We start from the raw sequence: 17,963 nt of genomic DNA on the forward strand, positions 1-17,963 counted from the left end.
GGAGGATGCACCCTGTGAGCGCAGCCGCACTGCTCGACCGTCGCCAGCTCGTCGACGCGCCGCGCGTGGTCGTCAAGGTCGGGTCCTCGTCCCTCACGGACGAGGACGGCCATCTCGACCCCGAGCGTCTCGACGCGCTGGTCAAGGTGCTGGCCGCCCGGCGTGCCGCGGGCGGCCAGGTCGTGCTGGTGTCCTCCGGCGCGATCGCGGCCGGTATCGGCCCCCTTGGCCTGTCGTCGCGGCCACGCGACCTGGCGACCCAGCAGGCTGCCGCCTCGGCCGGGCAGGGCCTGCTCGTGGCGCACTACACCCGCTCGTTCTGGGACCACGGGCTGCGGGTCGGCCAGGTGCTGCTGACGGCGGACGACACGGTGCGGCGCACGCACTACCGCAACGCGCAGCGCGCCCTGACCCGGCTGCTCGAGCTCGGCGTGGTGCCGGTGATCAACGAGAACGACGCCGTCGCGACCGACGAGATCCGCTTCGGCGACAACGACCGGCTCGCGGCGCTGGTCTCGCACCTGGTGCGCGCTGACGCGATGGTGCTGCTCACCGACGTGGACGGGCTGCACACCGGGCCGCCGTCACGGCCTGGCTCGGTGCGGATCCCCGAGGTCCGGGGCCCGCGCGACCTCGAGGGCATCGATGTGACCGCCCGGGGCAGCGCGGTGGGCACGGGCGGCATGGTCACCAAGCTCGAGTCCGTGGCGATCGCGACGGCGTCAGGCATCCCGGTGGTGCTGACGTCGGCCGAGAACGCCGCGGCGGCACTGGCCGGCGAGGACGTCGGCACCTGGTTCGCGGCCACCGGACGGCGGGCCTCCACCCGCCTGCTGTGGCTCGCGCACGCGGCCCGGACCCGGGGCCGGCTCGTGCTCGACGAGGGCGCCGTGCGCGCGGTGGTGGACCGGCGCACGTCGCTGCTCCCCGCCGGTGTGACCCGCGCCGAGGGCACGTTCGAGGCCGGGGACCCGGTCGAGCTGTGCGGGCCCGACGGCGACGTCGTGGCGCGTGGCCTGGTCGCCTACTCCTCGGAGGAGGTCCCGGGCCTGCTGGGCCACACGACGTCCGAACTGCGCGCGGACCTCGGCCCGGAGTACGGCCGCGTGCTGGTGCACCGGGACGACCTGGTGCTGGTGCGGCGCCGGCGCTGACCGTCTCTTCGGCGTGGCCGGGCGTGGACGCGGTTCGACCTGCGGCGGGCTGGGCCGTCATCCTGGTGGCAGGGGACCCGCGTCCCGTGCCCGGGGCAGCCGCCGGGCTCCGACCCAGGATCGAGGGAGACCGACCATGACCGTTCGCCAGCCCACCGCCTCGCGCGATCGGCTCGGCGACGAGCCGCGGAGCGGGAGGGACGCCTGATGTCGGCCGTTGAGGGTCCTCGTCCGGCGGCGCCGAGCACCGCCTACCTGGACGAGCTGCGGGCGCAGACCGAGCGTCGCCGGGCGGCCTTCGTGCCAGTCGAGTCGCCCTTCGAGGGCGCCGACGAGCAGGACGTCGCTCTCGTGCGGTCGGCCGCGCAGTCGTTGCGGGACGACGTGGTGGGTCTCGCGCGGGTGATCCACGCGCACCCCGAGGAGGCGTTCCGCGAGCACCGGGCGGCAGCGGAGATCGCCGACCTGCTCGCACGGCACGGTGTCCCCGCCACGGTGGGCTCGCACGGGCTGGCCACGGCGGTGCGCGCCGGCTTGACGGCCCAGGGTCCCGACGCCGGAGGCCCGGACACCGCAGCCGGGCCCACCGTGGCGATCCTCGCCGAGTACGACGCGCTGCCGGGAATCGGGCACGCGTGCGGGCACAACGTGATCGCTGCCGCCGGCGTGGGCGCCTTCCTCGCGCTGCGCCGCGCGGTCGCGGAGGGCCTGGCGCTGCCGGGGCGGGTGCTGCTCCTCGGCACACCGGCCGAGGAGGGCAACTCCGGCAAGGAGATCCTGGCCCGGGCGGGGTTCTTCGACGGGGTCGACGCGGCGATCATGGTCCACCCTTTCGGCTACGACGTGATCGACCACCCGTTCCTGGGGCGGCGACGGCTCCAGGTGACCTACCACGGGGTGGCGGCGCACGCGTCGGCCAGCCCGTTCATGGGCAGGAACGCCCTCGACGCCGTCGCGCTCAACTACCAGGCGGTTGGTTTTCTGCGCCAGCACATCCCGCCCACCGACCGCGTGCACGGCATCGTGGTCGACGGAGGCGAGCGGCCAAGCGTGGTGCCCGAGCGCGCCGCCCTCGAGTACTACGTGCGGTCCGCGCACGCCCCCACCCTCCGGGACCTGTCGCAACGGCTCGAGGACATCGCCCACGGGGTCGCGCTCGCCACCGGGACCACGGTCGAGGTCACCTGGGACCCTGTGCCGTTCAGCCTCCCGCTGCGCACCAACACCCCGCTCGCCGAGCGCTGGGCCCAGCACCAGGCGGCCCAGGGGCGCACCGCGCTCGCCGGCGGCATCGTGCCGGAGATCCTCGCCGCGTCCACGGACTTCGGGAACGTGAGCCAGCGGCTGCCGGGCATCCACCCGATGATCGCGGTCAGCGAGCCTGATGTCGCCCTGCACACCCGTGAGTTCGCGCAGGCCGCGGGCGGCCCGGCCGGGGACCGGGCGGCCGTCGACGGCGCCGTGGGCCTGGCGCTGACCGCCCTGGACTACCTGGCCGATCCGCGGCTGCGGGAGGCCGTCCGTCAAGACTTCGAGGACGGCGGCGGGATCGTGGACGTGCCCGGCTACTTCGACTGAGGCGATCCACCCAGGGAAGAAGGCGCCACCGCGCTGCGGAGCAGACGCGGTCCGACGAGGGACGTGACGATGGGCATCGAGATACGCGCCGCGCGGATCGACGAGCACCCGGCTGTGGGGCGGCTGACCGAGCGCGGCTTCGCGACCGGGGCGTACGGGCCGACGACGAACCCCGACAGGCTGCGGGCGCTGCACGACGCCGCCGGTCGCGCCGCCGCCGGCGAGCTCCTCGTGGCCGTGGACGGCGGCGACCTGCTCGGCACGGCGAGCCTGGTGCGGGCGGGCACGGCGCACTCCCGTGAGGCGCAGGACGGCGAGGCCGAGCTCCGGCTCCTGGCCGTCGCCCCCGAGGGCCGGGGCCGCGGGGTCGGGGCCGCGCTGGCCCTCGAGTCCCTCGCGCGGGCGAGGGACTGGGGCATGCGGGCGGTCGTGCTGGACACCGGGCCCGCGAACGCCGCCTCGCAGCGGCTCTACGAGCGGCTCGGGTTCGTCCGCGAGCAGCAGCGCGAGACCACGATGGTGGACGGGGTCGGTCGCCTGGTCGTCTACCGCTACGACTTCGCCCGGGAGGGCGTCCTGGTCCGCCTGGTCGCCGCGCACGAGCACGACCGGGTCGCCGAGCTCACCGTCGCCGCGTACAGCCACGACTACGAGATCTCCGAGCGCTACCGCGGCATGCTCGAGGACGTCGCAACCCGCGCGCGGGAGCACCAGGTGTGGGTCGCCCAGGACCTCGCGACCGGGGCCCTGCTCGGCGCGGTCACCACGCCCCGCCCCGGGGCCCGCCTCTCGGTGGTCGCGCGGGAGGGCGAGCTCGGCCTCCGCCACCTCGCCGTCGACCCGGGCGCGCGAGGCCGCGGGATCGGCGCGCTGCTCACCCGGCACGCGATCGACCTCGCGCGCGAGCGTGGCCTGCGCAGGGTGGTCCTGAACTCCGGTGAGCACATGGCCCCCGCCCACCGCCTCTACGCGCGGCTCGGCTTCGCCCGGCTGCCCGATCGCGAGGAGCGCGTGTTCGAGGGCGGGCTGCTGCTCGCCTTCGGCATCGACGTCCCCGTGGAGGCGGGCGCGCCCCCGAGCCAGGGCTGAGGCCCTCCGCCGGGTCGAGACGGGGCTCGATGCGCGGGGAGGGCCGGACTACATTGGCTCCATGACAGCCTCGCTCGAGAACACCGTCGCGACCACGTCGTCCCACGTCAGCGCACCGGGCTCTGACGTGGCCGAACGGGTGCTCGACGCGGCGCGCCGCGCGAAGGCCGCGGCGCGCGTGCTCGCGACGGCGACCAGGGCGACGAAGGACAGCGCGCTCGAGGCCCTCGCCGACGCCCTCGTCGCCCGCACCGACGAGATCCTCGAGGCCAACGCCGAGGACCTCGAGCGCGGGCGCGCCAACGGCACCTCGCCCGGGCTGCTCGACCGCCTCGCGCTGACCGACGCCCGCATCGTCGCGATCGCCGAGGCGCTGCGCGAGCTCGCTGCGCTGCCCGACCCGGTGGGCGAGGTCGTGCGCGGCTCCACGCTGCCGAACGGGCTGCGCCTGCGCCAGGTGCGGGTGCCGATGGGCGTGGTCGGCATGATCTACGAGGCCCGCCCCAACGTGACCGTGGACGCCGCCGGACTCGCGCTCAAGAGCGGCAACGCCGTGGTGCTCCGCGGCGGCTCCGCGGCGGCGCGCAGCAACGAGGTCATCGTCGGCGTCCTCGCCGAGGCGCTCGCCGCCCAAGGGCTTCCCGCGGACCTGGTCCAGTCGATCGACGCGTACGGGCGCGAGGGCGCCGTCGCGCTGATGCACGCCCGAGGGCTGGTGGACGTCCTCGTGCCCCGCGGCGGCGCCGACCTGATCCAGACGGTCGTGCGCGAGTCCACGGTGCCCGTCGTGGAGACGGGAGTCGGGAACTGCCACGTGTACGTCGACGCGACAGCCGACCCGGCGATGGCGCTGCCCATCCTGCTCAACTCCAAGACGCAGCGGGTCGGCGTGTGCAACGCCGCCGAGACGCTGCTGGTGCACGCCGACGCCGCCGCCGGCTTCCTGCCGGCCGCGCTCGTCGCCCTCGCGGGGGAGGGCGTGGTGGTCCACGGGGACGAGGCCACCGCCGCGCTCGCGCCCGAGGGTGTCGACGTCGTCCCGGCCACCGACGAGGACTGGGCCACCGAGTACCTCTCGCTCGACCTGGCGGTGCGGGTGGTCGACGACCTCGACGCGGCGATCGAGCACATCCGCACGTGGTCGTCGGGGCACACCGAGGCCATCGTCACCCGCGACCTCGCGGCGTCCGAGCGGTTCGTGGCCGAGCTCGACTCGGCCGCGGTGATCGTCAACGCCTCGACCCGGTTCACCGACGGGGGCCAGTTCGGGCTCGGGGCCGAGATCGGGATCTCGACGCAGAAGCTGCACGCGCGGGGTCCGATGGGCCTCCCCGAGCTGACCACGACGAAGTGGGTCGTCCACGGAGACGGGCACGTCCGCGCCTGAGCGCACGACCGACGTGCGACACTTGAGCCGCTCTGTTGAGACCTGACTGGAGGATGCCGTGCTGGCTGCCCTGCTCACTGCTGCTGTCGAAGACGACGTCGTGAACCACTTGGAGTTCCCGCCCATCGTCTACGGCGGCATCACGCTGGCGTGCCTCCTCGCGCTCCTCGCAGCCACATACGCGTTCCGGAGCGTGGGCACGCGCCACTGAGCGCAGCGCCGCGCCACCGCACGACGAGGACGAGAGTGAGGGTGCAGCCGATGACGCCGCGACGGCCCCGGCTCGGTGTGATGGGCGGCACGTTCGACCCGATCCACCACGGCCACCTGGTCGCCGCGAGCGAGGTGGCGGCCGAGTTCGACCTGGACGAGGTGATCTTCGTCCCCACCGGGCAGCCGACGTTCAAGCAGGGCCAGCACGTCACCGCCGCAGAGCATCGGTACCTCATGGCGGTCATCGCGACCGCGTCCAACCCGCGGTTCACGGTGAGCCGGGTCGACATCGACCGCCCAGGCCTGACGTACACCGTCGACACGCTGCGCGACCTCAACTCGCAGCGCCCGGGCGCCGATCTGTTCTTCATCACAGGCGCCGATGCCGTCGAGCAGATCCTCACCTGGAAGGACCCGGACGAGCTCTTCGGCATGGCACAGTTCGTCGCCGTGACCCGCCCAGGTCACACGTTGTCCATCGCCGGCTTGCCCGCGGACCGGGTCAGCCAGCACGAGATCCCTGCGCTGGCCATCTCCTCGACGGATGTCCGCGCGCGTGCGCGCGCCGGTCAGCCCGTCTGGTACCTCGTCCCCGACGGGGTGGTCCAGTACATCGCGAAGCACGGTCTGTATCGAGGTAACGATGAGTGAACCTGGAGAGCGGCGCCGCCGTCGAGAGATGGCGCGCCCGGACGAGGCCGGAGCCCTCGGAGCCCCCGGCGGCTCCGCAGGCGCCGAGAGCACGCCGATGTCGCGTCGGGCGCTGCGCAGCCAACCCGTCCAGTCGGTCGGGCCTGACGGCCACGCCGGGGCGCAAGGGCCCTACCAGGTGCCTGGCCTGGCGCCCGAGCCGCCGAGCCCGATGCGCTCGCGCCGCGCCATCCGCGACACCAGCCTCGAGCCGTCCGGGCCTGGGCAGGGCCCGTCCGCCCGCCCGGCGGCGAGCGGCTCGCCCTCCTGGGCCTCGCACCCAGGACAGCCGTCCGCGCCGACGCAGGGCCGGCCCGAGGCGAGGCCGGCAGCCGCCCCGCCGCCGGCCCGGCCCACCTACGCCGACCGCGCCGCCTCGGCCCCGCCGGCCGCAGCGCGCCCGTCGTCCACCCCGCCGCCCGCCCCCCGCCAGCCCGAGCCGTCTCGCCCGTGGGGCGCCCCGGCGCCGACCTCCAGCGGCCCCGCGGCCTGGGGCGCCAGCCCTGCCTCCGCGGCTCCCGCGCCGGCGGCGCCGTTCGGCCAGCCCAGTCCGGCGGCGCCGCAGGGCTCCTCGCCCTCACGGACCAGCGCCCGCCCGCCAGTGTGGGGCGGGGCCGCGGAGGCCGGGACCGCCGCGCCTGTCGTGAGCCCGGCGGCCGCGCCTGGCTGGCGGCCCACCGCGAGCCCCAGCGGTCCGTCCTGGGCGAGCACCGCGCCGGGCTCCCCGCCGCAGGCACGCACGGCTCCGCCGGTCGCGCCGGTCGACGCGCCGTCCCCCGCGGCCGCGGCCACTCCCGCCTGGGCCCCCAGCGCGCCCGCCGATGAGCCGGCTGCCCCGCCGTGGGGCGCCCTGTCCCGCTCGACGCGGGCCGACAGCGAGGACGGGCCGGAGCCTGGACCCAGCACCACGACGTACGCTAGTCACGACGACGACGAGGACGCCGAGTACGACGAGCGTCCTTCGCACCCGTACACCTGGCTGCAGCTGATCGTGCTGGCGCTGGTCGCGTTCGTCCTCGGCTTCCTCATCATGCTGCTCGGCAGCAAGGCGGCGGGCGGCGACGATTCCGCCGCCGGACCGGTGGCCACGCACATGGCCGCCGCCGCTGCCGTCGACCTATCGACCGGCCTGCGCGCGCTCTGACGAGCGCCCGCAGCCGCCCATCACAAAGGAGTCCCGTGCCGGCAACCGAACGCGCCGTCGAGCTCGCCATCCTGGCAGCCCGCGCCGCAGCCGACCTCAAGGCTGAAGAGATCATCGCCCTCGACGTGAGCGAGCAGCTCGTCCTGACGGACGCGTTCGTCATCGCGTCGGGCACCAACGAGCGCCAGGTCGGCGCCATCGTCGACGCCGTCGAGGAGTCCCTGCACAAGGCCGGCTCCAAGGCCGTGCGGCGCGAGGGCAAGTCGGAGGGCCGCTGGGTCCTCCTGGACTTCGGCGACATCGTGGTCCACGTGCAGCACGCCGAGGACCGCGTGTACTACGCGCTCGAGAAGCTGTGGAAGGACTGCCCGGCCATCGAGCTCCCGGCGGACATCCGCAGCGGGGACGGCACCACCGCCGACGAGACCGTCGAGGACGGAACCGCCGGATGACCGCGGGGCGCGTGCTGCTCTGGCGGCACGGGCGCACCGCGCACAACGCCTCCGGGCGTCTGCAGGGACAGGTCGACATCCCGCTCGATGACGTGGGCCTGTGGCAGGCCCGGACCGCGGCGGCCGCGCTGGCCGCCCGGTACCGGCCCACGCGCGTCGTCAGCTCGGACCTCTCGCGAGCACGGGCCACCGCCGGCGCGCTCGCCGCGCAGGTCGGGCTCGAGCTCGTGCTCGACCCGCGTGTGCGGGAGCGCTCGTTCGGCGACTGGGAGGGCATGACCTCCGACGAGATCGCGGCGCGCTGGCCCGACGAGCACGCCGCGTGGGCGCGGGGCGGCGAGCCGCACCGTCCTGGCGGCGAGAGCCGTGCGGACGTGGCGGAGCGCATGCGCGAGGCAGTGGGCGAGCACGCGGCCGGGCTCGGCGCGGGGGACACCCTCGTGGTCGTCACCCACGGCGCGGCGATCAGCCTGGCCGTGGGCGCGCTCCTCGGGCTGCCCTCCGACTGGCGGGGCATCACCGGTCCCAGCAACGCCCACTGGGCGGAGCTGCACGCGGGGCGCCTCTCGCACGGCGGGGCGTGGCGGCTCACCGGCTACAACCTGGGCCCCACAGACGCCTCGGCGGACTGGAACGCGGGACCCGATCAGCAGGTCAGAGATCCCGATTAGCCATTCGGGGCCTCTCTGACCTACAGTTATCCACGCCCGCAAGGGCACGGGGGATCCGCCCGGAACACGTTTCTGGTTGGTCTCACGGGGCTGTGGCGCAGCTGGTAGCGCACCTGCATGGCATGCAGGGGGTCAGGGGTTCGAATCCCCTCAGCTCCACCGAAGACGAAGAGCGTCCGACCACTGGTCGGGCGCTCTTCGTCGTATGCGGCTGCTCTGGTGCTCTCGAGGGCGGGCGGCATGAGGGCGCCCCTGACCCGGCCGCCCTCGCGTCATCAGGGAGCGATCACGAGCTCCGTGATGAGGCCGTCCTCGAGGCGGAAGCGCATCCGGAGGTCGACCGTTCCGCCCGGGAAGTCGCCTCGAGGTGCGACAGGACGATCCAGCGGCGCTGTCCGCGTCGCGTGCGACCTGGTGGCCCTCGAGGCGCCGCCGCACCGGCTCGGGCAGCGATTCAGGCTGGTGCGCCGTGGTGGTCGTCGAGTGGTCCTGTCGCGTGCTCGTCATGCCGTGGACTGTGCGCCCTGCCCCAGGGGCGAGGTCCACCGGCGACCAGGGCTCCTCAGCGGGAGATCCGGAAGACGGGCCACCCGATCTCGGTCACGGAGTGCGGATCGATCCCGGGGAACCCCTCGAGGTAGGACTCCCGGATGGGCCCGTCGACTGAGAGCTCGTGGCGGGCGACGTGCTCGCCGAGCGCCGCGTAGACGTGCGGCGTCGTCTCGTCGGCGCCGCGGTGGGTGGCGACGGCGAGCTCCACCTGCGGGAGCCGCACAACCCTCGCGCGCCCCTCGAGAGCCCAGTCCTCGGGCTCCGCCGCGACGGGGACATGGACGGAGGCGGAGCCCTTCTCGTCGAGGAAGAGCTCAGTGGATCACTCCCCGCCGTAGGGCCCGCTCCGGCGCAGCGCGCCGCCGTCGGCGAGGGCGGTCAGCTCGGCCACCGACCGCTGGAACCACGTGCCGAGATCGGCCAGCGCGATGGTCTCGGTGATCGCCACAGCCAGCGTCTCCGGCACGCTGCGGTGCGTGATCGGGATGGGCGCCGACGTCTCGTCCAGCAGGCCGCGCAGGCTCCGCACGGCACGGGCCTCCTCGAGTCGCGCCTCCATGCGCTCGAGGTGCTCGGAGACGAGCTCCGCCCTCGTGGCCACGGCCGGGGCTGCGAGCACGTCGCGGATCACGTCGACCGGCAGCCCGAGTGCGCGCAGCTCGCGGATGACCCGGGCGTCGGCCAGCTGCTCGGGCGCGTACCTGCGGTAGCCGTTGTGCGCGTCGACGGCGGCGGGGGTGAGCAGCCCGGACTGGTGGTAGAGGCGCAGCGCCTTCGCGCTGAGGTGGGTGGCCCGGGAGAAGTCGCCGATGGTCATGGAAGGGCGCATGGCTCCATCTTGCGCCGCCACGGGGGAGCGGTGCGGAGAACGCCCGCTCCGCTCCGCTGCTGGCTGACCAGCACGCCGAGGAGGACGAGCCCTGAGCCCACCGCCTGGCGGGCGCCGAAGGCCTCCCCGGCGGCCAGGGCGCCGAGTAGCATCCCGGTGACCGGGTTGAGCAGACCGAGCGCCCCGACGGCGCCCGCGGGCAGCTGGCGCAGGCCCGCGAACCAGGCGACGTAGGCGAGCGCTGTGGCCACCACCGTCACGTATCCGAATCCCAGGAGCGCGGGGCCGCCGAGCGGCGGTGGCGGGCCCTCGACCACGAGCGCGACGGGCAGGATCAGCGCGCCGCCGCCGATCAGCTGCCAGGAGGTCACGGCGACGGTCGACTCCGTGGGCGCCCATCGCTTGGTCAGGACGAAGCCGATCGACGACATCGCCATGGCCGCGATCGACGCGGCCACGCCCCAGCCGCGCACCGGGGCTCCCGGTCCGAGCAGGAGTGCTCCGACGCCCGCGACGCCGGTCACGGCGCCCAGGACGCCGAGGGCGGCGGGCCGCTCCGAGAGCAGCGGCCAGGCGAGCAGCATGAGGGCGAGCGCCGAGGTCGCCATGATCGTGGACGCCACGCTGGACGGCAGCAGCTGGGAGGCCACGTACACCAGGACGAAGAAGGCCCCGATGTTGAGCGCGCCCAGCACGAGCGACCGCCACCACCACGAGCCGCGGGGGAGCCTGCGCGCGAGGAGCAGCAGCAGGACTCCGGCCGGCAGCGCGCGGAGGGCGGAGCCCCACAGCGGCGACTCGGGGGGCAGGAACTGGCGGGTCACGTAGTAGTTCGAGCCCCACGCCACGGGCGCGATCGCGGTGACGAGGACCCACCGCCATTTTGCTTCCATGGAAGCGATAATAGCTTCCAGGGAAGATATAGTCGTCGCATGGCAGAGCCGAGCGACCGGGTGGCCCGCATCCAGGCGGAGTGGCGTCGGGAGCGGCCCGACCTCGACGTCGCGCCCCAGGGGGTCATCGGGCGGCTGCACCGGCTCGCCGGGCGCCTCACCGCCGAGCTGGTCGCCGTCTACGAGAGGCACGGGCTGGGCGAGGGCGAGTTCGACGTGCTCGCGGCGCTCCGCAGGGCGGGCGCCCCGTACGAGCGCGCCCCGGTCGACCTCGCCCGGCACACCATGGTCACCACCGGTGCGATGACCAAGCGGGTCGACCGGCTCGTGGCCGCGGGGCTCGTGGAGCGCCGGCCCGCCGAGGGCGACGGCAGGCGCCGGATCGTCGCGCTCACCCCGGCGGGGCTCGAGGTGATCGACGCCGCGTTCGCCGAGCACATGCAGAACGAGCGGCGGCTCGTGGACCAGCTGTCGCCCGACGACCAGGCGGCGCTCGAGCCGATCCTCACGCGTTGGCTCCAGGCGTACGAGGGCGAGTGACGGCGGTGCTGAGCCGCGCGGGCTCGAGCGCTCGCCCCCTCGGGCCGCTGAGGCCCACTACCGTGGCGCCGTGAGCAGCAACGACGCCACCGAGCAGCCGATCGACCCCGACAGCACCGCCTGGCGGCGCCGCCTCCCGACCGCCGCCGAGGGGCGCGCCGACGTGGGCATGGCCGTCGCGCTCTTCGCGGGCGCGGTGCTGAGCTGGGTGCTGTACCGGACCGCCGGGATCTACGAGGACCCCGCTTCCGGGCCGGTGTCCCTGCTCTGCCTCGCTGGCGCGACCCTGCCGCTCGCGTGGCGCAGGCGGTGGCCGGCGGCAGTGGGCGCCGCGGTGGCCACGGCGTTCGTGCTGATCGCCACGCTGTCGGTGCCGGAGCTGCTGGTCGTCAACATCGCGCTGTTCATGGCGCTGTACTCGGTGGGCGCCTGGGAGCCGTCGCGGCGGCGGGCCACGTGGGTGCGCGTCGCCGTGATCATCGGGATGCTGGTGTGGCTCCTGGTGTCGCTGTTCCAAGCCTCGACCGACGAGGAGATGCTCGAGAAGTTCGACGGGGCGGGCGTGCTCTCCCCGATGGTCGCGTACATGCTCATCCAGCTGCTCACGAACGTCCTGTACTTCGCCGGCGCGTACTGGTTCGGCGACCATGCGTGGGCCTCGGCTCGCGACCGGGCCCGCATGCGCTGGCGCACGCGCGAGCTGCAGGTCGAGCGGCTCCGCGTCGAGGCGCAGGCGGTGACCATCGAGCGGCTGCGCCTGGCCCGTGAGCTGCACGACTCCGTCGGCCACCACGTGTCGTTGATGGGCGTGCAGGCCGCCGCCGCGCGCACCCTGCTCGACGTCGACCGTGAGCGGGCGGCGGCCGCCATGGAGCACGTCGAGGACGCCGCGCGCGAGGCCGTCGACGAGCTCCACGGGCTGCTGACCACGTTGCGGGTGCACGAGTCGGAGGGCGGCCCGCAGGAGGCGGTGGGCTCGCTCGGCGTCGACCGGATCCCCGAGCTGGTCGAGGGCGCGTGCGAGGCCGGGGTGCGGGCCACCTACCAGGTGGTGGGCGAGCCGGCGCCGCTGCCGCCCGTCACGTCGCTCAACCTGTACCGGATCGCGCAGGAGGCGCTCACCAACGTGCGCAAGCACGCCGGGGCGAGCGCCCAGGCCGACGTGCGCCTGCGGTACCTGACCGACGCGGTGGAGCTCGAGGTCGCCGACGACGGAGTGGGGCTGCGCCGGGCGTCGTCCGACGGCGCCGCGGGCAGGCTCGGGCTGGTGGGCATGCGGGAGCGCGTGGCGGCCGACGGCGGCGAGCTCCTGACGGCGCCACGGCGGCTCGGCGGGTTCGTGGTCCGCGCCCAGGTGCCGCTGCGCAGGGAGACCGCCGACGCCCGACGGGAGACCGCCGATGTCTGAGCAGATCACGGTGCTGCTGGTCGACGACCAGGCGCTGGTGCGCGGCGGGTTCGCGACCATCCTCGACGCGCAGCCCGACATCACCGTGGTGGGGGAGGCCTCCACCGGGGCCGAGGGCGTCGCCGCCGCGCGCCGGCTCGACCCCGACGTGATCTGCATGGACGTGCAGATGCCCGACATGGACGGCCTCGAGGCCACCCGGCAGGTGGTCGCCGACCCCGGGATCCGCGCCGGCGTGCTGATGCTCACCACGTTCAACCGGCAGGACTACCTGGTCGAGGCGCTGAGCGCGGGCGCCAGCGGCTTCCTGCTGAAGAACTCGCGTCCCGCGCAGCTGGTCGACGCGGTGCGCGCGCTCGCGGCCGGCGACGCGCTGCTGGCGCCCGAGGTGACCCGGGCGGTGATCCGGCAGGCGCTCGAGGGCGCCGCCGCCGGGCGGGACCTCGGCGTGCGGGCCGCTCCGCCGCACGGCGGAGGCCTCCCCGCGGAGGTGTCGGCCCTCACCGACCGGGAGCTGGGCGTGCTCCGGCTGCTGGCCCGCGGGCTGTCGAACGACGAGATCGCCGCGGAGCTCGTCGTCGGCCGGGCGACCGTCAAGACGCACGTGTCCAACGTGCTCATGAAGCTCGCCCTGCGCGACAGGGTCCAGGCGGTGGTGTTCGCGCACCAGCACGGCCTGGTCTCCAGCGACTGACTCAGCCTCGCGGCGGAGACGCGATTTCCACCTCGCGCCGGAGGTGGGACCTGCGGCGACGTCCGTAATCTCGAGGGCAGCGGGGCAACAGCCCGAACCAGAACTCGAGAGAGGGCGACATGCTGCAGCTCGACGGCATCACCCGGTCATTCGGAGATCGTCGCGTGCTCGACGACGTGTCCTTCACGGTCGCGAGCGGCCGCCTGACGGGGTTCGTCGGCGCCAACGGCGCGGGCAAGACGACCACCATGCGGATCATCTTGGGCGTGCTCTCGCCCGACGCCGGCGCGGTCACCATCGACGGGCGTCCCCTGGACACCGTCCAGCGCCGCTCGTTCGGGTACATGCCCGAGGAGCGCGGCCTGTACCCGAAGATGAAGATCGCCGAGCAGCTCGCCTACCTCGCCCGGCTGCACGGCTTCGACAAGGCGACAGCGATGGACCGGGCCCGCGACCTGCTGGAGCGCCTGGGCCTGGGCGAGCGCGCCGACGACGCGTTGGAGAGCCTCTCGCTGGGCAACCAGCAGCGGGCCCAGGTGGCCGCCGCGCTGGTCCACGACCCGCAGCTGCTCATCCTCGACGAGCCGTTCTCGGGCCTGGACCCGATGGCCGTGGACGTGGTCCTCGCCGTGCTCGCCGAGAAGGCCGCGACAGGAGTCCCGGTTCTGTTCTCGTCGCACCAGCTCGACGTGGTCGAGCGGCTGTGCGACGACCTGGTGATCATCGGCGGCGGGAAGATCCGCGCCGCGGGATCGCGCGCCGCCCTGCACGAGGAGTTCGGCTCGACCCGCTACGAGATCGCCGCGACCCAGGACATCGGGTGGCTGCGCAGCGAGCGCGGCGTGCGCGTCGTCGAGTTCGACGGCGGCTCAGCGCTGTTCGAGGCCGAGCCCGAGGCCGCGCAGGCCGTGCTGCGCTCGGCGCTCGAGCGGGGCCCGGTGACCACCTTCGGGCCCCAGCGCCCGACCCTCGGGGAGATCTTCCGCGAGATCGTCGCCGAGCCCACAGACGAGCCCGGCCACGCCGGCGACGTCACCGCACCCCTCGCGAACCAGAAGGAGATGGCCCGATGAGCGCGCAGCGCCCTGCCGTGCCCTCGATGTGGGGCTCCACGCTCCTCGTCGCGGAGCGCGAGATCACCACCCAGGTCCGCACCAAGGCGTTCCTCGTGTCCACCGCGATCACTCTCGTCCTCGTCCTGGCCGGGATCGTGGCCCCCTCCCTGTTCGGGTCGGACGACGACGCCACCAAGGTCGCCGTGGTCGCGTCGACCTCGGCCGTCGTGGAGTCCGCCGAGGGCCTGGAGGCGGTGCTGGCGGATGACGCTGACGAGGCACGGCGACTCGTCGCCGACGAGGAGGTCGAGGCGGCAGTGCTGCCCGGTGGCGGCGCGGTGGGCCTGACGGTCGTGGGCCTCACCAGTGCCCCGTCCGAGGTGGTGGGCGCGCTGTCGGTGTCGCCGACCGTCGAGGTGCTCGAGGGCGACGGGACGAGCGACGGCCTGCGGATGCTGGTGTCCCTGGCCTTCGGGTTCGTGTTCATGATGTCGGCCATGGGGTCGGGCAGCATGATCGCGCAGAACACCGTGCAGGAGAAGCAGACCCGGATCGTGGAGATCCTGCTCTCGGCGGTCCCGTCGCGTGCGCTCCTCGCGGGGAAGATCCTGGGGAACTCAGTGGTCGCGTTCGGCCAGACGGTGGCGATCGCCGTCGTCGCGGTGATCGGGCTGGTCGTCACCGCCCAGGATGACCTGCTCGGGGTGTTGGGCTCGGCGATCGTGTGGTTCGTCGTGTTCTTCGTGGTCGGGTTCGTGCTGGTGGCCGCGATCTTCGCGGCGAGCGCGTCGCTCGTGTCACGCCAGGAGGACGTCGGCTCAGTGCTGACCCCGGTGATGACGCTCGTGATGATCCCGTACTTCCTGGTGCTGTTCCTCAACGACAACGCGTTCGCCATGACGGTCATGTCGTACGTGCCGTTCAGCGCCACGGTGGGGATGCCCGTGCGGCTGTTCCTGGGGGAGGCCCAGTGGTGGGAGCCGCTCCTGTCGATGGGGATCCTGATCACGAGCACGCTGGTCGTCACGGCCATCGCGGCGCGCATCTACTCCGGGTCCCTGCTGCGGATGGGCGGGCGCACCACGGTGCGGGAGGCGCTGCGGGCCGACTCCTGAGGCGGCGCCCGCGACGCGGCCCGGTGGCGAGGACTCCCTCGCCACCGGGCCGCGTCGTCATGGGCTGGGCACGGGACGGGCTCGTCAGCCGACGGCCGACATGTCCATGTGGACGAACTCCCAGACGTGCCCGTCCGGGTCGGTCACGGCCCGCCCGTACATCGGGCCGTCCTCCTGGGTCTTGCCGTACACCGATCCGCCGTGCGCGACGGCGTTGCCCACCAGCGTGTCGACCTCCTCGCGGGAGCTCGCGGACAACGCGTTGAGGACCTGCACCGTGGCGCGAGGATCGGCGACGGGCGCCTCCGCGAAGTCGGCGAAGCGGTCGCGCTCCATGATCATCACGACGATCGCGTCCGAGACGACGATCGAGGTCACCTGCGCGTCGCTGAACATCTCGTTCACGTTGAACCCGAGCCCGGTGTAGAACTCGCGGGACGCGGTCACGTCCGCCACGGGCAGGTTCACGAAGATCATGCGTTCCATGGTGCTGGCTCCTCCGGTTGCGCGATCTGCTGACGCCGGTACTGACTGGGCCCGGGGCCCAGACTCGTCGCCCTGGCGGGGCCCGCGCCTCGCCCTGTCGCGTGTGGGCGGCCGTGGCTACGGTGGGGATATGACCTCCGTCACAGGATCCTCCGCGGCGTCGGACGGAGGGCTGGAGCGTGACTTCGCGGCCCTGGTCGAGCCCATGCGGCGCGAGATCATGGCGCACTGCTACCGGATGACGGGCTCGGTGCACGACGCCGAGGACCTGGTGCAGGAGACGTACCTGCGCGCGTGGCGCGCGATGCACGGGTTTGAGAACCGGTCGTCGCTGCGCACCTGGATGTTCCGGATCGCCACGAACACGTGCCTCACGCACCTGGCGGCGCGCTCGCGGCGCCCGCTGCCCACCGGCCTCGGGGCGGCCGCCGCCGATCCCGCGCACGAGCCCCGACCGGACGAGGCGGTGACGTGGCTCGAGCCGCTGCCCGACACGGTGGTGTGGGGCAACCCGACCACCGACCCGGCTGTGGCGGCGGTGGACCGCGAGTCGGTGCGACTCGCCTTCGTGGCGGCCTTGCAGCACCTCACCGCGAGGCAGCGCGCCGTCCTGCTGCTGCGCGACGTCCTGGCCTGGAGCGCGGCCGAGGTGGCCGACGCGCTCGACATGACCGTGGCGGGCGTGAACTCGACGCTGCAGCGGGCCCGGGCGAACGTCGCGCGGCTCGACCGCGAGGCGCCCGGCGAGATTGAGGGGGAGCGGCTGCGAGGCCTGCTCGACGCCTACGTCGCCGCGTTCGAGGCGTACGACGTGCCGGCCATCGTGGAGCTGATGGCCGCGGACGTGGTGTGGGAGATGCCGCCGTTCCCCGGCTGGTACGCCGGGCCCGCGGACGTGGCGGCGCTCATCTCGACGTGGTGCCCCGCCAGCGGGCCCGGCAGCATGCGGATGGTCCCCACCGCCGCCAACGGGGCGCCGGCGTACGGCCTCTACATGGCCGGGGCCGACGGCGCGCACCGGCCGTTCCAGGTGCAGGTGCTCGAGGTCGGAGACCGAGGGGTCGGCCGCGTGACCGCGTGGTTCGGGCCGCGGCTGTTCAGCGCGTTCGGGCTGCCCGACGAGCTGGAGCCGGCCGAGGCGTGAGGCGGTCGCGGGCTGTCAGTCCCACGAGAGCGCGCCCAACGCGACCTTGACCCCGATGTCGACCGCTGCGAGGAAGCCGGCGTCGGGGAACCTCTCGCGCAGCGCCTTCGCCGCTACGCCCGGGTCGCTCGTCGCGGTGACCACCTCCTCGAACACGTCCAGGTACTGCAACGTCCAGGTGACCGGGTCGCCCTGCCAGCCCGGCTTGCGATGTCCGGGGACCAGCTTCCGGGCGCCCGTCTCCTGGACGCCGCGCAGGCGGGCCGCCCACGCCGCGCGGTCTGCCTTCGTCGGCGTCCCGGCCGTCCAGACGTGATCGCCGCCGAACAGCAGCGCGCCGCCGAGCACCGTCCGGGTCTGCGGCTGCCAGAGGTAGTCGCCGCGCCACGCCAGCGGGTCGCCGCCCGCGCGCAGCTCGAACAGGAACCCGTCGAACTCGAACGTGTCGTCGGGCCACGGGTCGATCACCGCCCTGCGGGTGGGCAGGTTGCGCCCGAGCCGCTCCCACTGGATGCGCTTGCGCTCGTAGGTCCGCAGGATGTGGTCGACGACCCGCGGCGTGGCGAACATGTGCGCGTCGGGGAACGCGTCGGCGACGATGCCCGAGCCGAAGTAGAAGTCCGGGCCCGCGCCGCTGATCAGCACGTTCGTGACGGGCCTGCCGGTGTCGAGGGCAGCCGCCACGATGCGGTGGGCCTGCGACCGGGTGAAGCCCGCGTCGACGACCATGAGCGCCTCGTCGCCGTAGACCAGCGTGCTCGTCTTCGTCAGCGTGGTCTCGGAGGAGTCCAGCACGTCGACCGTCAACCCTGTCATCGCTGCTCCTGAGCCTGCGTGAGGACGGCTGCCCCTTGGCCCGATCTCGCGCG

General features: G+C 74.0%; 20 protein-coding genes and 1 tRNA gene. 16 read left to right on the plus strand and 5 right to left on the minus strand.

Going from position 1 to position 17,963, the window contains the following annotated elements; all coding sequences use genetic code 11:
- Positions 1-5 precede the first annotated feature (5 nt).
- The 10 genes from proB to NP064_RS05655 all read left to right on the plus strand — a co-directional run bounded on the left by proB (position 6) and on the right by NP064_RS05655 (position 8,537).
- Positions 6-1,154 carry a glutamate 5-kinase gene (gene proB / locus NP064_RS05610; protein ID WP_227570611.1) on the plus strand — a complete coding sequence of 383 codons (1,149 nt, stop codon included), beginning with the start codon at positions 6-8 and terminating at the stop codon, positions 1,152-1,154.
- Positions 1,155-1,361: 207 nt separating this feature from the next.
- Positions 1,362-2,732 carry a M20 family metallopeptidase gene (locus tag NP064_RS05615; RefSeq protein WP_227570612.1) on the plus strand — a complete coding sequence of 457 codons (1,371 nt, stop codon included), beginning with the start codon at positions 1,362-1,364 and terminating at the stop codon, positions 2,730-2,732.
- Between the two features lie 69 nt (positions 2,733-2,801).
- On the plus strand, positions 2,802-3,821 hold the full coding sequence (locus NP064_RS05620; protein ID WP_227570613.1) for a GNAT family N-acetyltransferase: 1,020 nt from the start codon (positions 2,802-2,804) through the stop codon (positions 3,819-3,821).
- A gap of 61 nt (positions 3,822-3,882) precedes the next feature.
- Positions 3,883-5,208 (plus strand): glutamate-5-semialdehyde dehydrogenase, encoded by a 1,326-nt coding sequence (locus tag NP064_RS05625; RefSeq protein WP_227570614.1) that lies wholly within the window; start codon positions 3,883-3,885, stop codon positions 5,206-5,208.
- A gap of 58 nt (positions 5,209-5,266) precedes the next feature.
- Positions 5,267-5,419 carry a hypothetical protein gene (locus NP064_RS05630; RefSeq protein WP_227570615.1) on the plus strand — a complete coding sequence of 51 codons (153 nt, stop codon included), beginning with the start codon at positions 5,267-5,269 and terminating at the stop codon, positions 5,417-5,419.
- 50 nt (positions 5,420-5,469) lie between these two features.
- On the plus strand, positions 5,470-6,072 hold the full coding sequence (nadD, locus tag NP064_RS05635) for a nicotinate-nucleotide adenylyltransferase (RefSeq protein WP_227570616.1): 603 nt from the start codon (positions 5,470-5,472) through the stop codon (positions 6,070-6,072).
- A complete protein-coding gene (locus tag NP064_RS05640) occupies positions 6,065-7,255 on the plus strand; it encodes a hypothetical protein (protein WP_227570617.1) in 1,191 nt (396 codons plus the stop codon). Before nadD ends, NP064_RS05640 begins: the two co-directional genes overlap by 8 nt.
- A gap of 35 nt (positions 7,256-7,290) precedes the next feature.
- Positions 7,291-7,707 carry a ribosome silencing factor gene (rsfS, locus tag NP064_RS05645; RefSeq protein ID WP_227570618.1) on the plus strand — a complete coding sequence of 139 codons (417 nt, stop codon included), beginning with the start codon at positions 7,291-7,293 and terminating at the stop codon, positions 7,705-7,707.
- The gene (locus NP064_RS05650) at positions 7,704-8,378 is read left to right on the plus strand and encodes a histidine phosphatase family protein (protein ID WP_227570619.1); all 675 of its coding nucleotides are present in this window, start codon (positions 7,704-7,706) and stop codon (positions 8,376-8,378) included. Before rsfS ends, NP064_RS05650 begins: the two co-directional genes overlap by 4 nt.
- A gap of 86 nt (positions 8,379-8,464) precedes the next feature.
- Positions 8,465-8,537, plus strand: a tRNA-Ala gene (locus NP064_RS05655).
- A 403-nt stretch (positions 8,538-8,940) separates the two neighbouring features.
- On the opposite strand, the gene NP064_RS05660 is transcribed toward NP064_RS05655, so the two are convergent.
- The 3 genes from NP064_RS05660 to NP064_RS05670 all read right to left on the minus strand — a co-directional run bounded on the left by NP064_RS05660 (position 8,941) and on the right by NP064_RS05670 (position 10,652).
- Positions 8,941-9,153: a GyrI-like domain-containing protein gene (locus NP064_RS05660; protein WP_227570620.1), complete on the minus strand. Its 213-nt coding sequence runs from the start codon at positions 9,151-9,153 to the stop codon at positions 8,941-8,943.
- A gap of 99 nt (positions 9,154-9,252) precedes the next feature.
- Positions 9,253-9,759: a MerR family transcriptional regulator gene (locus NP064_RS05665; RefSeq protein ID WP_227570621.1), complete on the minus strand. Its 507-nt coding sequence runs from the start codon at positions 9,757-9,759 to the stop codon at positions 9,253-9,255.
- Complete coding sequence (locus tag NP064_RS05670) at positions 9,744-10,652, minus strand: DMT family transporter (protein ID WP_227570622.1); 909 nt, start codon at positions 10,650-10,652, stop codon at positions 9,744-9,746. Before NP064_RS05670 ends, NP064_RS05665 begins: the two co-directional genes overlap by 16 nt.
- Before the next feature lie 39 nt (positions 10,653-10,691).
- On the opposite strand from NP064_RS05670, the gene NP064_RS05675 reads away from it, so the two are divergent.
- The 5 genes from NP064_RS05675 (at position 10,692) to NP064_RS05695 (ending at position 15,464) form a co-directional block, all read left to right on the plus strand.
- On the plus strand, positions 10,692-11,192 hold the full coding sequence (locus tag NP064_RS05675; RefSeq protein WP_227570623.1) for a MarR family winged helix-turn-helix transcriptional regulator: 501 nt from the start codon (positions 10,692-10,694) through the stop codon (positions 11,190-11,192).
- A gap of 70 nt (positions 11,193-11,262) precedes the next feature.
- Entirely contained in the window at positions 11,263-12,600 is a 1,338-nt protein-coding gene (locus NP064_RS05680; RefSeq protein ID WP_227570624.1) for a sensor histidine kinase, read from the plus strand.
- Positions 12,593-13,294, plus strand: coding sequence for a response regulator (locus NP064_RS05685; protein ID WP_227570625.1), 702 nt, complete (start codon positions 12,593-12,595; stop codon positions 13,292-13,294). Before NP064_RS05680 ends, NP064_RS05685 begins: the two co-directional genes overlap by 8 nt.
- Before the next feature lie 119 nt (positions 13,295-13,413).
- Entirely contained in the window at positions 13,414-14,367 is a 954-nt protein-coding gene (locus NP064_RS05690) for an ABC transporter ATP-binding protein (protein WP_227570626.1), read from the plus strand.
- A complete protein-coding gene (locus NP064_RS05695) occupies positions 14,364-15,464 on the plus strand; it encodes an ABC transporter permease (protein ID WP_227570627.1) in 1,101 nt (366 codons plus the stop codon). The genes NP064_RS05690 and NP064_RS05695 overlap by 4 nt, the downstream gene beginning before the upstream one ends.
- Positions 15,465-15,548: 84 nt before the next feature.
- Here the strand turns inward: NP064_RS05695 and NP064_RS05700 are convergent, their stop codons facing one another.
- Complete coding sequence (locus tag NP064_RS05700) at positions 15,549-15,950, minus strand: VOC family protein (RefSeq protein WP_227584703.1); 402 nt, start codon at positions 15,948-15,950, stop codon at positions 15,549-15,551.
- A gap of 130 nt (positions 15,951-16,080) precedes the next feature.
- On the opposite strand from NP064_RS05700, the gene NP064_RS05705 reads away from it, so the two are divergent.
- Positions 16,081-17,094: a sigma-70 family RNA polymerase sigma factor gene (locus NP064_RS05705; RefSeq protein ID WP_256813795.1), complete on the plus strand. Its 1,014-nt coding sequence runs from the start codon at positions 16,081-16,083 to the stop codon at positions 17,092-17,094.
- Positions 17,095-17,109: 15 nt separating this feature from the next.
- Here the strand turns inward: NP064_RS05705 and NP064_RS05710 are convergent, their stop codons facing one another.
- A complete protein-coding gene (locus NP064_RS05710; protein WP_227584705.1) occupies positions 17,110-17,910 on the minus strand; it encodes an MBL fold metallo-hydrolase in 801 nt (266 codons plus the stop codon).
- Positions 17,911-17,963 lie beyond the last annotated feature (53 nt).

Origin of the sequence: Cellulomonas chengniuliangii (assembly GCF_024508335.1) — a bacterium.
Taxonomy (GTDB): Bacteria; Actinomycetota; Actinomycetes; order Actinomycetales; family Cellulomonadaceae; genus Cellulomonas_A; species Cellulomonas_A chengniuliangii.

What these genes read in the sequence shown, in the direction of transcription:
- NP064_RS05625 (WP_227570614.1), top strand. Translation starts at nt 3,883, where the DNA reads ATGACAGCCTCGCTCGAGAACACCGTCGCGACCACGTCGTCCCACGTC.
- nadD (WP_227570616.1), top strand. Translation starts at nt 5,470, where the DNA reads ATGACGCCGCGACGGCCCCGGCTCGGTGTGATGGGCGGCACGTTCGAC.
- NP064_RS05620 (WP_227570613.1), top strand. Translation starts at nt 2,802, where the DNA reads ATGGGCATCGAGATACGCGCCGCGCGGATCGACGAGCACCCGGCTGTG.
- NP064_RS05710 (WP_227584705.1), bottom strand. Translation starts at nt 17,910, where the DNA reads ATGACAGGGTTGACGGTCGACGTGCTGGACTCCTCCGAGACCACGCTG.
- NP064_RS05690 (WP_227570626.1), top strand. Translation starts at nt 13,414, where the DNA reads ATGCTGCAGCTCGACGGCATCACCCGGTCATTCGGAGATCGTCGCGTG.
- NP064_RS05670 (WP_227570622.1), bottom strand. Translation starts at nt 10,652, where the DNA reads ATGGAAGCAAAATGGCGGTGGGTCCTCGTCACCGCGATCGCGCCCGTG.
- NP064_RS05705 (WP_256813795.1), top strand. Translation starts at nt 16,081, where the DNA reads ATGACCTCCGTCACAGGATCCTCCGCGGCGTCGGACGGAGGGCTGGAG.
- NP064_RS05700 (WP_227584703.1), bottom strand. Translation starts at nt 15,950, where the DNA reads ATGGAACGCATGATCTTCGTGAACCTGCCCGTGGCGGACGTGACCGCG.
- NP064_RS05615 (WP_227570612.1), top strand. Translation starts at nt 1,362, where the DNA reads ATGTCGGCCGTTGAGGGTCCTCGTCCGGCGGCGCCGAGCACCGCCTAC.
- NP064_RS05685 (WP_227570625.1), top strand. Translation starts at nt 12,593, where the DNA reads ATGTCTGAGCAGATCACGGTGCTGCTGGTCGACGACCAGGCGCTGGTG.
- NP064_RS05675 (WP_227570623.1), top strand. Translation starts at nt 10,692, where the DNA reads ATGGCAGAGCCGAGCGACCGGGTGGCCCGCATCCAGGCGGAGTGGCGT.
- NP064_RS05695 (WP_227570627.1), top strand. Translation starts at nt 14,364, where the DNA reads ATGAGCGCGCAGCGCCCTGCCGTGCCCTCGATGTGGGGCTCCACGCTC.
- NP064_RS05665 (WP_227570621.1), bottom strand. Translation starts at nt 9,759, where the DNA reads ATGCGCCCTTCCATGACCATCGGCGACTTCTCCCGGGCCACCCACCTC.
- NP064_RS05640 (WP_227570617.1), top strand. Translation starts at nt 6,065, where the DNA reads ATGAGTGAACCTGGAGAGCGGCGCCGCCGTCGAGAGATGGCGCGCCCG.
- proB (WP_227570611.1), top strand. Translation starts at nt 6, where the DNA reads ATGCACCCTGTGAGCGCAGCCGCACTGCTCGACCGTCGCCAGCTCGTC.
- NP064_RS05650 (WP_227570619.1), top strand. Translation starts at nt 7,704, where the DNA reads ATGACCGCGGGGCGCGTGCTGCTCTGGCGGCACGGGCGCACCGCGCAC.